The organism is Streptomyces xylophagus, from assembly GCF_000716435.1.
Lineage (GTDB): Bacteria > Actinomycetota > Actinomycetes > Streptomycetales > Streptomycetaceae > Streptomyces > Streptomyces xylophagus.
Genome location: NZ_JNWO01000007.1, coordinates 1 through 12620, shown reverse-complemented (window position 1 = coordinate 12620; position 12620 = coordinate 1). Strand labels below are relative to the sequence as shown.

Here is a 12620-nt window from a genome sequence, read left to right as displayed (position 1 = left end):
CCCTAGTCTGAAGCCGTGCGTCTGCTGCTGATGTCCGACACCCATCTCCCCAAGCGCGCCAAGGAGCTGCCCGCGCAGCTCCTCGCCGAACTTCCGCGCGCCGACGTGGTGTTCCACGCCGGGGACTGGGTCGACACCGCGACCCTGGACCTGCTGGAGAGCCGCAGCCGTCGGTTCGTCGGTGTGTACGGAAACAACGACGGGCCCGAGCTGCGCGCCCGGCTCCCCGAGGTGGCGTACGCCGAACTGGGCGGCCTGCGCTTCGGTGCCGTGCACGAGACCGGCCCCGCCCAGGGTCGCGAGGCGCGCTGTGCGGCCCGCTTCCCCGACCTGGACGTGCTGGTCTTCGGGCACAGCCACATCCCCTGGGACACCACGGCCGACACCGGTCTGCGCCTGCTCAACCCGGGCTCCCCGACCGACCGCCGCCGCCAGCCGTACTGCACGTACATGACGGTCACGGTCGACGACGGCACCCTGACGGACCTCGTACTGCACCGGTTGCCGCCGCGGTGACGCACCGATCAGCCCGACGGCGCCCGATGGATCGCCCCCGCCGTCGCCATCAACGGCGCCCCCGTGCCGCCCCACCGCAGCGCCACGATCTCGGCCGCCACCGACACGGCCACCTCCTCGGGTGTACGGGCGCCGAGGTCGAGGCCGACCGGTGAGCGCAGGCGGGCCAACTCGCCCTCGCCCAGGCCGGATTCGAGCAGCTGCCGCATCCGTTCGTCGTGGGTGCGGCGGCTGCCCATCGCTCCGATGTACGCGGCCGGCCGGCGCAGCGCCTCCTCCAGGAGCGGTACGTCGAACTTCGGGTCGTGGGTGAGGACGCAGATCACCGTGCGCTCGTCGGTGTCCGTGCCGTGCAGATAGCGGTGCGGCCAGTCCACGACCACCTCCACGCCCGCCGGGAACCGCTTCGGCGTCGCGAACACCGGGCGGGCGTCGCACACGGTGACTCGGTAGCCGAGGAAGTCACCGATCCGGGCGACCGCCGCCGCGTAGTCGATCGCGCCGAAGACCAGCATCCGGGGCGGCGGTGCGAAGGAGTGCAGGAACACGGTGACGGAGTCCTCGCGTCGCTCGCCGCTTGGCCCGTAGTGCCGCAACCCCGTTGCACCGAGGGCGAGTTCACCGCGGGCGTCGGCCGTGACCGCCACGTCCAGACCCGTCGAGCCCAGGGTGCCTTCCACCCTGTCGGGCCACACGGCGAGGGTGGCTCCGCGCAGTGCCGGGCCGTCGGTCACGGTCGCGACCGTCACCGGTTCGTGGGCGGCGACCGACCGTGCGATCGCCCCGAACGCGGGATCGGTCTCGGGCGTGACCGGCCGTACCAGCACGGTGATCTCGCCGCCGCAGGTGAGCCCGACCGCGAAGGCGTCCTCGTCGCTGTACCCGAAGGTCTCCAGCCGGGCCTCGCCGCTCGCCACGACCTCGCGCGCCAGCTCGAAGACAGCCCCCTCCACACAGCCGCCGGACACACTGCCCACGACCTCGTCGTCCGGGCCCACGGCCATGGCCGCGCCGGGGTCGCGCGGCGCGCTGCGGCTGACCGCGACCACCGTGGCCAGGCCGAACGGGGCGTGCGCGGCGTACCAGCCGCTCAGCACCGGGAGAAGGTCACGCATGGTCGGCTCCTGTCACCACCACCGCCGGATGTCGCAAGCGTCGCATCCGGTGCGCGAGCGGCCCCGGATTGCCACAGACGTTAATCGTTGGCGTCGCTCCCGTCGCTCTGCTGCACTGAAAGGCATCAGTCACCGACGACCGAGGAGCACTGAGATGCGCGCACCGTTCATGTCCGTCCAGGAAGGAAGGCCCCCCTCATCAAAGGACATGACACCAGGTGCACTTGCTCAACCTCGGGATTCTCGCGCACGTAGACGCAGGTAAGACCAGCCTCACCGAGCGCCTGCTGCACTCGGCCGGCGTGATCGACGAGATCGGCAGCGTCGACGACGGGAACACCCGCACCGACACCCTCGCGCTGGAGCGGCAGCGCGGCATCACCATTAAATCCGCCGTCGTCTCGTTCCCCGTCGACGACGTCACCGTCAACCTCATCGACACCCCCGGCCACCCGGACTTCATCGCCGAGGTTGAACGAGTCCTCGGCGTGCTCGACGGTGCGGTCCTGGTCGTCTCGGCCGTCGAGGGCGTCCAGCCGCAGACCCGCATTCTGATGCGCACGCTCCAGCGGCTGCGCATCCCGACACTCCTCTTCGTCAACAAGATCGACCGACGCGGGGCACGCCACGACGACCTCCTGCGCGCGATCTCCGAACGGCTCAGGGCGTCCGTCGTACCGATGGGCTCGGTCGAGGGCCTCGGGACACGCGAGGCCGCCTTCCTGCCGGGCCTCGGCCCGACCGCGTCAGCCGTTCTCGCCGACTACGACGACGAACTGCTCGCCGCGTACGTCGAGAACACCGTGTCGTACGACGGCCTGCGCGCCGCCCTCGTCGCCCAGACCCGCCAGGCCCGCGTACACCCCGTCTACTTCGGCTCGGCCATCACCGGGGCCGGCGTGGACGCGCTGATCACCGGCATCAAGGAACTGCTCCCCGCCGCCGAGGGCGACCCCCAAGGCCCGCTCTCCGGCACGGTGTTCAAGGTCGAGCGGGGCCTTGCGGGGGAGAAGGTCGCCTACGCGCGGATGTTCTCCGGCACCCTCCGTACCCGCGACCGGATCACCTTCGGCGACGCGGGAGAGGAGGGCAAGGTCACCTCGGTCAGCGTTTTCGACCACGGCACGGACATCGGTGCCGACTCCGTCCCGGCGGGCCGGATCGGCAGATTGTGGGGCCTCGGTGAGATCCGGATCGGCGATGCGATCTGGGGGTCCCCCCGCGCGAGCGCAGCCGAGCGTGGGGGAGTGCCGCGGAAGGCGTACGAGCACGTCTTCGCGCCGCCGACCCTGGAAACCGTCGTCGTCCCGGGCCCGGACGCCGACCGGCGGGCCCTGCACCTCGCGCTCACCCGACTCGCCGAACAGGACCCGCTGATCGGCCTGCGCCACGACGAGGTGCGTCAGGAGACCGCCGTCTCGCTCTACGGCGAGGTCCAGAAGGAGGTCATTCAGGCCACGCTCGCCGACGAGTTCGGGGTGCGGGTCACGTTCCGCGAGACGACTCCGCTGTGCATCGAGCGGCCGCTCCACACGGGCGCGGCGGTCGAGTTCAACAAGAAGGAGCCGAACCCGTTCCTCGCCACGGTCGGGCTGCGGGTCGACCCGGGCCCGGTCGGCTCGGGTGTGCGGTTCGGTCTGGAGGTGGAGCTGGGCGCGATGCCGTACGCCTTCTTCAAGGCCGTCGAGGACAGCGTGCGCGAGACGCTCGGGCAGGGGCTGCACGGCTGGCGGGTCACCGACTGCGTGGTCACCATGACGCACTCCGGCTACTCGCCCCGGCAGAGCCACGCCCACCAGGGCTTCGACAAGAGCATGTCGAGCACGGGGGCCGACTTCCGCGGGCTGACCCCGCTCGTCCTCGTCGAGGCGCTGCGGCGGGCGGGGAGCCAGGTGCACGAGCCGATGCACCGGTTCCGTGTCGAGGTGCCGGCCGACACCCTCGGCGCCCTGCTGCCGGTGTTCGCCGCGCTGCGGGCCGTACCGCAGACCACCGAGACGCAGGGGTCGCTCTGTGTACTGGAAGGGGTGGTGCCGGCGGCCCAAGTGCACGGGTTGGAGAGGCAGTTGCCGGGGCTGACGGGCGGGGAGGGGGAGTGGGAGAGCGCCTTCGACCACTACGCGCCGGTCGCGCACGGCACCGTTCCGCAGCGGGCACGTACCGACCACAACCCGCTGAACCGGAAGGAATACCTGTTGAACGTGACACGTCGAGTGGCCTGAAAGGTGTCAACAGGGCTTGTACCGCGCAAACTTACTCATGGGTCAGAAGTGTTGACAGTGTCCGGAATTCACCGGACCGTAGTGGACATGACAAATGTCCGGGCGCGTTTGATCGGTGTCCTGGTTGTCCTCTGCGGATTCCTGTCGGTGCTGGGTGCCTCGCCCGCCACCGCCGCCACCCCAACCGACTCCCTCTGGTTCGACGGCTCAGCGCTGACCGTGCAGAACGGCAGCTTCGTCGACAGCTACGGCCGCCAGGTCGTGCTGCGCGGCTACAACGTCTCCGGTGAGACCAAACTGGCGGAGAACGACGGTCTCCCCTTCGCCTCGGTCGCCGACGCGAAGAAGTCCGCGACCGCGCTGCGCGCCCTCGGCGGCGGCAACTCGGTCCGCTTCCTGCTCTCCTGGGCCTACGCCGAACCCGTTCGCGGCCAGGTCGACACCACGTACCTGGCGGCCGCCACCGCCCAGATGCAGGCGTTCCTCGACGCCGGCATCCGCGTCTACCCCGACTTCCACCAGGACCTGTACTCCAAGTACCTGTTCAACAGCGGCAGTTGGTACACCGGCGACGGCGCCCCCAAGTGGGCGGTGGCGCTGGGGAGTTACCCCCAGGAGTCCTGCGGCATCTGTCTCTTCTGGGGTCAGAACATCACCCAGAACGCGGCCGTCACGGAGGCCCAGTACGACTTCTGGCACAACAACTACGGCCTCCAGGACTCCTTCCTCGCCACCGCCCAGTCGACCATGACGTACATCCAACAGCATCTGACCACCGACGAGTTCGCGGGTGTCGTCGGCTTCGACCCCTACAACGAACCCTTCGCGGGGACCTACGACTCGGGCCAGACCAGCCGCACTTGGGAGCAGAACCTGCTCTGGCCGTTCTATGTGAAGTTCCGGGCCCGGATGGACGCGGCCGGCTGGACGGCCAAGCCCGCCCTGGTCGAGCCGAACCTCTTCTGGAACTCCAACATCTCCAGCCAGGTGCAGGAGGGCGGACTCCTCGACGCGGGCACGCTCGGGTCGCGCTATGTCTTCAACACCCACTTCTACGACCAGAAGGCGATCTCCGGCATCCTGATGTGGGGCAACGCGGCCGACGGCCAGTACTCGACCGACTTCGGGACGGTCCGTGACCGGGCCACCGCGGCCGGCACCGCCGCCATCGTCAGCGAGTTCGGGCATCCGCTGTCCGGCTCGGTCTCGGGCAAGGCGCCGACCGTCCTCAAGGCGATGTACCAGGCCCTCGACTCCCGCCTGCCGGGCGCGAGTTGGTGGTCCAACCCGGCCGGCTCCGGCCCGGTCCTGTCCGGTACGCAGTGGCAGTGGGACATCTACAACGGCCGCCACAGCGAGCTGATGAACGACAACCCCGACAAGGTGCTCGCCTCCGGCGACGCCTGGAACGACGAGGACCTCTCGGCCGTCAACATGACCGACTCCGGCACGGTGACACTCCGTCAGGACGCCCGCCTCCTCGACCGGATCTACCCGAGCGCGACCGCCGGCACCACGGTCGCCTTCACCTACGAGGACCGCTCCCGCGACGGCTCCACGACCCTGACCTGGAACCCGGTCCCCAGCACTCTTCCGAACGTGTCCTCGCTGGTCGGCTCCGGCCAGTACGGCCTGCTGATGTGGCGCTCCAACAGCTCCACCGCCCCGACCGAACTCCACCTCCCGGCGTCCTTCCCGGCCGCGTCCACGACCGTGGTCTCCGACCTGGGAGCGATCTCGGGAGTCCCGGCATACACGTCCTCGACTCCGATCGGCTACGCGAACGAGCCCGGCGGCACCGGAAGCCACCGTCTCCTGCTCTCGGCCACCGGCTCGGGAACCCTGCACTACGCCCTGATCACCAACGGCGCGTCGAGCCCCTCCTCGACGCTGCTGAGCGCGGCCAAGTCCGAACTGGCCACCTGGGCGGCATCGCACAGCTAACAAACGCAACGGCACCGATCCCCTCGGGGACCGGTGCCGTTGACGGTCGCTCAACTCGCGGACGGGCTGGTCCAGTCGGCCTGCACATGGCCCAGCCGTACGCGCTGCGGATGGTCGCCCACCGGAACGGAGAGCACCTTCTGCCCGGTGGCGAAGTCGATGGCCGTCACCTGGTCGGCGCCGGCCTCCGAGATGATGCAGTCCTTGCCGTCACCGCTCACGGTCGCCCAGTACGGCGTGGACGCCGTGACGAGCGGGCCCTCCTGCAGGGTGGCCCGGTCCACGACCGTCGCGTAGTTGTCCATCGTCCCGGCGACGCACAGCTTGGTGCCGTCGGGGTTCATCGAGATGCCGTGGTGACGCGAGTCGAGCAGCCAGGTGGTGCGGTCGGTGCTCGTCGCGGGATTCGCCGGGAGCGTCTTCACGCGGGTGATCTTGTCGGTGGCGACGTCGTACTCCAGGAAGCCGTTGAAGAACGACACCTGGAAGTACAGCTTGGACCAGTCCGGTGTGAAGGCGGCGGGGCGGACCGCGTCCGAGAAGTTCGTGAGGCCGATCGCGTCCAGCCGGTCCCGCATGTCGATGATCTTGACCTGCTTGAACGTGGTGGCGTCGACGACGGTGATGTGCCGGTCGCCCTTGGTCCAGTCCCAGATCGGATCGTCGAGGGAGGTGGTGACCTCGCCGATCGCCATGTTCCAGATGTACTTGCCGCCGTTGGTGAAGAAGTTCTCGTGCGGCTTGTCGCCGGTGTCGAACTCGCCCAGTTCGGCGCCGGTGTTGATGTCCAGTACCTGCACCTTGTTGGCGGTCGATGCCGAGACCGCGACGCGGGTGCCGTCAGGAGAGACCGCCATGTGGTCGGCGCGGTAACCGGCCACCGGGAAACGCCAGTTGATGGTGTCGGTGGCAAGGTTGATCGACACCACGTCGGCGAAGCTGGGGCGGGAGACGACGAGGGACTTGCCGTCCGGCGTGGAGTACATGTCGTCCACGTACTGGTCGTGTCCCTGCCCGACCTCGTTGTGGATGGACGTGTAGTAGATCCACTTGATCGGGTCGGCGTTGATCTCCGCCAGCCGTGCCGCCTTGTCGGGGACGATGTTGATTTCCCCGATCTTCGCGAAGTCTCCGGTGGACTTGATGACGTCCGCGGTGCCGTCCCAGTTGTTGCCGACGAACAACACCTCACGCAAAGCAGCGGAGGAGTCGGCTGTGGCGGCCGTCGCGGGAGCGGCTACGGTCAGGACGAGGGCGGCGGCCATGGAGCAAAGGTGCCTGGGTCTGAAGGCAGGCATGACTGCTCTCTTCTGTGAGGTGAGAGGGTGCCGAGGTGGCGTGAAGAAATCTGAACACGCGCGAATTCAGAGTGAACTTACTGAAAAGTAAGGAAGGGCCCTCTTCTCCGCAAGACTGTGGACACGACAAGATTGGCCGATGGTCGACGAGATAGAGGTGTGACAGTGGTGGGCAGGCTCAAGGCGCCGACCGGTCGTTACGGCGGCAAGTCCGCCGAGCAGCGGCAGGCCGAGCGACGCGGACGCTTCCTGGACGCCGCGCTCCAGCTGTTCGGCGACACCCCCGGCTACCGCGGCACGACCGTCGCCGCGCTCAGCGAGGCCGCGGGACTGTCCACCCGGCAGTTCTACGAGGAGTTCCGCAGCCTGGAGGACGTCCTCGCCGCCCTCCATCTTCAGGTCAACGACTGGGCCGAGGAAGCCGTCCTGGCCGCGCTCACCGACGCCGACGGCCTGCCGCTCGTCGAGCGGGCGACCGCGATCTTCCACGCCTACGCCGCGAACGTCACCGGCGACCCGCGCCGCATCCGCATCACCTTCGTCGAGATCATCGGCGTCAGCCCACGCCTCGAGGAACAGCGGCTGGCCCGCCGCGCCCGCTGGATCAACCTCATCCGCGGCGAGGCGAGGGCCGCGGCCGAGCGCGGGGAGGCGGCGCGGCGCGACTACCGCATCGCCGCGACGGCGTTCATCGGTAGCGTCAACGGCCTCCTCCACGACTGGAGCGCGGGCTGGGTGGACGCCACGCTGGACGAGATCGTCGACGAACTGGTCCGACAGCTCGTGGGCATCATGCAGCCACCGGGCTGGAAAGGTCAGGACCTGTCCTAGGCCGGCTCGTCGGTCGCGTACTCGTCCAGGCGGTGGGCCAGCGCGCGGACGAGGTCGCGCAGGGCGGCGGGGCGTTCGACGACGAACGGGTGGTCGAGGGCGGCGAGGACGGGCGGGATCCAGTCCAGCCGCTCGGCCCGGATCCGGACGCGGACCCAGTCGGCGTCTTCGTCGGAAGTCACCACGGTGGCGATCCCGGCCGGGAGATGCCCGCGAATGTCCTGCACGCTGCCCCGGATCCGCAGTGACACGTCGTGTGTCCACGGCGTGCGCGCGAGGCCGTCCAGCACCGTGGCCGCCGGGTCGAAGTCCGCCGGTACGTCGAACGAGCCGGAGCGCACGCGCAGCGCGGTGATCCGGTCCAGGCGGAACGTGCGCACCTCCCCGTCGGCGGGGTCCGCGCCGGTCAGATACCACCGGCCGGCATGCGCCACGAGGCCGTACGGCAGGACGGTGCGGTCGCTGTCGTGGCCCTTCCGGTCGGTGTAGCCGATCGCCACCGGCCGCCGATGGAGCGCGGCCTCGGCGAGTTCGAGCAGCACCTCCGTCTCCGGCGCGTTGGCGGTGCGGGGCCGCGCGGTGAAGTCGGCCGTGTCGAGCAGGGCGTCGAGCCGGCGGCGCAGGGCGGCGGGCAGGACGCGCAGCAGTTTCGCCGTGGCGCTCTCGCCGGCCGCGGCGGACGTGGTGACCAGCCCGGCCCTTCTCCCGGCCAGCAGACCGAGCACCACGGCCAGCGCCTCCTCGTCCGTGAGCATCAGCGGGGGCATCCGATAGCCGGGGGCGAGCCGGTAGCCGCCGTAGCGACCGCGGACCGAGTCGACGGGCACGCCCAGTTCCAGCAGGTGGCCGACGTAGCGGCGGACCGTGCGCTCGTCGACGCCCAGCCGGGCGGCCAGGTCGGGGACGGTACGGAGGCCACCGCCCTGGAGGATCTCCAGCAGGGCGAGCACGCGCGCGGTCGATGTGGTCACTCCTGAAGTCTGCCTCGAATACCGGGCGGGTTCTGTCCGGTATCGGTCCTAGCGTGGGAGACGCCCGGCAGCCACTACTGCCTCCGACCCCTGACAGGGAGTCCCTCATGAACTTCGTCTCGATCCGTGTCATCACCGACGACGTCGCCCGTCTCGTCGGTTTCTACGAACGGGTCACCGGTGTCCCGGCCACGTGGTCGACCCCCGATTTCGCCGAACTCGTCACGCCCGCCTGCACGTTGGCGGTCGCGAGCACCCGCACCGTGGCGCTGTTCGGCACCGACTCCGCACGACCCGCCGCCAACCGCTCGGTGATCACCGAGTTCCGCGTCGCCGACGTCGACGCCGAACACGAGCGGCTGACCTCCCTCGACTGCGAGATCGTGCAGAAGCCGACGACGATGCCGTGGGGCAACCGCTCCCTCCTCTTCCGCGACCCCGACGGCAACCTGATCAACTTCTTCACGCCGGTCACTCCCGAGGCTGTGAAGCGACAGGAACGCTGATGCGTGGATTCCAACTCCCCCTTGTGTCACAGGAGTTGACTTCGCCCTCCGGCGGCTCTACTTTCAGCGCGCCGTGTCGTTCGGCGACCCGATCCTGGTTCGAAATATCGGCAAAGGAGCCGCATGTTCCGCACCCCCATCCTGCGCGCCGTCGCGATGGCCGCAGCGGCAGTCACCCTGCTTCTGTTCACCAGGCCCGCGCCCGCGGACCCACTCCGGGCGACCCCCGTCGCCTCGACGACCCGTCAGATCGCGGTGCCCACCGCGCCGATGGGCTGGGCCTCCTGGAACAGCTTCGCCGCGAAGATCGACTACAGCGTCATCAAGGCACAGGTCGACGCGTTCGTCGCCGCGGGCCTCCCGGCGGCCGGCTACAACTACATCAACATCGACGAGGGCTGGTGGCAGGGCACCCGTGACAGCGCGGGCAACATCACCGTCGACACCAGCGAGTGGCCCGGCGGGATGAGCGCCATCGCCGACTACATCCACAGCAAGGGCCTCAAGGCCGGTATCTACACGGACGCCGGCGCGAACGGCTGCGGCTACTACTACCCGACGGGCCGCCCCGCCGCCGCGAACACCGGCAGCGAGGGCCACTACGACCAGGACATGCTGCAGTTCTCGCAGTGGGGCTTCGACTTCGTGAAGGTCGACTGGTGCGGCGGTGACGCCGAGGGTCTCGACGCGGCGACCGCGTACAAGGCGATCAGCGCCTCGGTCGCCAAGGCCACCGCCAGTACCGGCCGCGCGCTGACCCTCTCGATCTGCAACTGGGGCTACCAGAACCCCTGGAACTGGGCCACGGGCCTCGCCCCCATGTGGCGGACCAGCACGGACATCTACTACTACGGTGGCACGGCGTCCCAGGCGAGTGTGCTCTCCAACTTCGACCAGACCCTGCATCCGGCCGCCCAGCACACCGGCTACTACAACGACCCCGACATGCTCACCGTCGGCATGTCCGGCCTCACGGCGGCCCAGAACTGTACCCACATGGCCCTGTGGGCGATCTCCGGCGCCCCGCTGCTCGCCGGCAACGACCTCACCACGATGACCAGTGAGACCGCCGCGATCCTCAAGAACTCCGACGTCGTCGCCGTCGACCAGGACCCGCGCGGCCTCCAGGGCGTCAAGGTCGCCGAGGACACCACCGGCCTCCAGGTCTACGGCAGGGTCCTCTCCGGCACCGGCAACCGCGCGGTCGTCCTCCTCAACCGCACCTCCTCCGCCCAGAACATCACCGTCCGCTGGTCCGACCTCGGCCTGACCAGCGCCTCCGTGACGGTCCGCGACCTCTGGGCGCAGTCCAACCTCGGCTCGTACGCCACGAGTTACACCGCCAGTGTCCCGGCGGGCGGCTCGGCGATGCTGAAGGTGAGCGGCGGCACCGAGGCGGCGAGCACGAACTACACGGCCACCTCCACCGGCAAGTACACCGGCGTGAGCGCGGCGAGCACCGGTCTGGACGTCGTCGACATCCCCTACACCAACACCGGCTCCACCGCCGTCACCGGCACCCTCCAAGTCAACAGCCAGACCGCGACGACGGTCTCCTTCCCGCCGACCGGCTCCAGCCAGGGCACGGTCTCGGTCCAGGTCGACCTGTCGAAGGGCTCCGCCAACTCCCTCACCTTCACCGGCAGTTCACTGCCGACCCTGGGAGCGGTCAACGTCCAGCCCATCCCGGGCACGAACGGTTCCCTGGTCGTCGGCACCGGGTCCGGCCGCTGTGCCGACGTCTACAACAACACCATCACCAACGGCACGCAGGCCGAGATCTGGGACTGCAACGGCGGCCAGAACCAGGCCTGGACGTACACCTCCCGCAAGGAACTCGTGGTGTACGGCAACAAGTGCCTGGACGCCTACAACAACGGCACCACCAACGGCACGAAGGTCGTCATCTGGGACTGCAACGGCCAGAACAACCAGAAGTGGACCGCCAACTCCGACGGCACCCTCACCAACGTCAACGCGGGCCTGTGCCTGGACGCGTCCGGCGCCGCCACGGCCAACGGCACCCTGCTGATCCTGTACACCTGCGGCACGGCGAACAACCAGAAGTGGACGCTGACGTAGCCGTAGCGCACTGTCCCGCCGGTCGTCAGGGCCGGCGGGACGCGTGTCCCTAGGTGAGCGCGGTGATGACCAGTCCCGTCGCCGCGAGCAGCGCACACCCCAACAGGCAGGCGGTGAGGAGGTGTTGGCGCAGGCGCCGGTACCTCTCCTCGTACTCGTCCCGCAACTGCCTGCCCCGCTCGGCCGTACGCTCCCAGGAGGCGCGGGCGAGGGTGAGGTACTCCGTCTCGAAGTGCCTTTCCACTTCGGCCCGTTGGCCGTCGGTGAGCCAGTCGAGCCGGGCGGTGAAACGGCCAGCGGCCGTACGACCCTCGGTGCGGGCGGCCGCGATCAGCAGGTGACCCTCGATCTCGTTGAGGAACGTCCCCGGGTCCAGGGGGTGTTCGTCCATGGCGGTCACTGGGGCGTCAACTCCCGTTCCAGGGCCGGGATCTCGGAGTGATGGAGGTCGAACGCCGGGGATTCGCTGCGGATGCGGGGCAGCGTGAGGAAGTTGTGCCGCGGGGGCGGGCAGGATGTCGCCCACTCCAGTGAACGGCCGTAGCCCCACGGGTCGTCGACCTCGACCTTCTTGCCGTACTTGGCCGTCTTCCACACGTTGTAGAGGAACGGCAGGATGGTGATCTTGCCGAGGCGCTCGTCGAGCATCTTGCCGGTCATCTTCGGCCACCAGAAGTGGAAGCCGGAGAACATCGCGAACACGACCGTGCCGAAGACGACGTAGTGGAAGTGGGCGACGACGAAGTACGAGTCGGAGGTCGAGAAGTCGAGGGGCGGTGACGCCAGCATCACGCCGGTCAGGCCGCCGAACACGAACGTGATGAGGAAGCCGGTGGCCCAGAGCATCGGGGTCTCGAAGGACAGGGAGCCCTTCCACATGGTTCCGATCCAGTTGAAGAACTTCACGCCGGTCGGTACGGCGATGAGGAACGTCATGAAGGAGAAGAACGGGAGGAGGACGCCGCCGGTGACGTACATGTGGTGGGCCCACACGGTCACGGACAGGCCGGCGATGGAGATGGTCGCGGCGACCAGTCCCATGTAGCCGAACATCGGCTTGCGGGAGAAGACCGGGATGACCTCGGAGATGATGCCGAAGAACGGCAGGGCGATGATGTACACCTCTGGATGGCCG

Annotated in this window: 11 protein-coding genes; 6 read left to right on the top strand and 5 right to left on the bottom strand. The window is 69.0% G+C overall.

Features of this window, described 5'->3' with window-relative positions; all coding sequences use genetic code 11:
* The first annotated feature begins 15 nt into the window (after positions 1 to 15).
* On the top strand, positions 16 to 516 hold the full coding sequence (locus OO70_RS15070; RefSeq protein WP_043670073.1) for a metallophosphoesterase family protein: 501 nt from the start codon (positions 16 to 18) through the stop codon (positions 514 to 516).
* Positions 517 to 524: 8 nt separating this feature from the next.
* Here OO70_RS15070 and OO70_RS15065 read toward each other — a convergent pair whose 3' ends face one another.
* Positions 525 to 1631: an XdhC family protein gene (locus OO70_RS15065; protein WP_043670070.1), complete on the bottom strand. Its 1107-nt coding sequence runs from the start codon at positions 1629 to 1631 to the stop codon at positions 525 to 527.
* A 218-nt stretch (positions 1632 to 1849) separates the two neighbouring features.
* Between OO70_RS15065 and OO70_RS15060 the strand changes: the two genes are divergently transcribed.
* Both OO70_RS15060 and OO70_RS15055 read left to right on the top strand, forming a co-directional pair.
* A complete protein-coding gene (locus OO70_RS15060) occupies positions 1850 to 3853 on the top strand; it encodes an elongation factor G (protein ID WP_043670067.1) in 2004 nt (667 codons plus the stop codon).
* Between the two features lie 87 nt (positions 3854 to 3940).
* Complete coding sequence (locus OO70_RS15055) at positions 3941 to 5797, top strand: cellulase family glycosylhydrolase (protein WP_043672470.1); 1857 nt, start codon at positions 3941 to 3943, stop codon at positions 5795 to 5797.
* A gap of 50 nt (positions 5798 to 5847) precedes the next feature.
* Here the strand turns inward: OO70_RS15055 and OO70_RS15050 are convergent, their stop codons facing one another.
* A complete protein-coding gene (locus OO70_RS15050; protein ID WP_043670064.1) occupies positions 5848 to 7095 on the bottom strand; it encodes a YncE family protein in 1248 nt (415 codons plus the stop codon).
* 165 nt (positions 7096 to 7260) lie between these two features.
* On the opposite strand from OO70_RS15050, the gene OO70_RS15045 reads away from it, so the two are divergent.
* Complete coding sequence (locus OO70_RS15045) at positions 7261 to 7926, top strand: TetR/AcrR family transcriptional regulator (protein ID WP_043670061.1); 666 nt, start codon at positions 7261 to 7263, stop codon at positions 7924 to 7926.
* On the opposite strand, the gene OO70_RS15040 is transcribed toward OO70_RS15045, so the two are convergent.
* Complete coding sequence (locus OO70_RS15040) at positions 7923 to 8897, bottom strand: helix-turn-helix transcriptional regulator (RefSeq protein ID WP_063749720.1); 975 nt, start codon at positions 8895 to 8897, stop codon at positions 7923 to 7925. The genes OO70_RS15045 and OO70_RS15040 overlap by 4 nt on opposite strands.
* 107 nt (positions 8898 to 9004) lie before the next feature.
* Between OO70_RS15040 and OO70_RS15035 the strand changes: the two genes are divergently transcribed.
* Both OO70_RS15035 and OO70_RS15030 read left to right on the top strand, forming a co-directional pair.
* On the top strand, positions 9005 to 9403 hold the full coding sequence (locus tag OO70_RS15035) for a VOC family protein (RefSeq protein WP_043670058.1): 399 nt from the start codon (positions 9005 to 9007) through the stop codon (positions 9401 to 9403).
* Between the two features lie 123 nt (positions 9404 to 9526).
* The gene (locus tag OO70_RS15030) at positions 9527 to 11485 is read left to right on the top strand and encodes a ricin-type beta-trefoil lectin domain protein (protein WP_043670055.1); all 1959 of its coding nucleotides are present in this window, start codon (positions 9527 to 9529) and stop codon (positions 11483 to 11485) included.
* 49 nt (positions 11486 to 11534) lie between these two features.
* Here OO70_RS15030 and OO70_RS15025 read toward each other — a convergent pair whose 3' ends face one another.
* Positions 11535 to 11876, bottom strand: coding sequence for a hypothetical protein (locus OO70_RS15025; protein WP_106971703.1), 342 nt, complete (start codon positions 11874 to 11876; stop codon positions 11535 to 11537).
* A gap of 5 nt (positions 11877 to 11881) precedes the next feature.
* The coding region (locus OO70_RS15020) for a cytochrome c oxidase subunit I (protein WP_043672465.1) at positions 11882 to 12620 on the bottom strand (739 nt) is incomplete at its 5' end.

What these genes read in the sequence shown, in the direction of transcription:
- OO70_RS15035 (WP_043670058.1), top strand. Translation starts at nt 9,005, where the DNA reads ATGAACTTCGTCTCGATCCGTGTCATCACCGACGACGTCGCCCGTCTC.
- OO70_RS15025 (WP_106971703.1), bottom strand. Translation starts at nt 11,876, where the DNA reads ATGGACGAACACCCCCTGGACCCGGGGACGTTCCTCAACGAGATCGAG.
- OO70_RS15055 (WP_043672470.1), top strand. Translation starts at nt 3,941, where the DNA reads ATGACAAATGTCCGGGCGCGTTTGATCGGTGTCCTGGTTGTCCTCTGC.
- OO70_RS15065 (WP_043670070.1), bottom strand. Translation starts at nt 1,631, where the DNA reads ATGCGTGACCTTCTCCCGGTGCTGAGCGGCTGGTACGCCGCGCACGCC.
- OO70_RS15050 (WP_043670064.1), bottom strand. Translation starts at nt 7,095, where the DNA reads ATGCCTGCCTTCAGACCCAGGCACCTTTGCTCCATGGCCGCCGCCCTC.
- OO70_RS15030 (WP_043670055.1), top strand. Translation starts at nt 9,527, where the DNA reads ATGTTCCGCACCCCCATCCTGCGCGCCGTCGCGATGGCCGCAGCGGCA.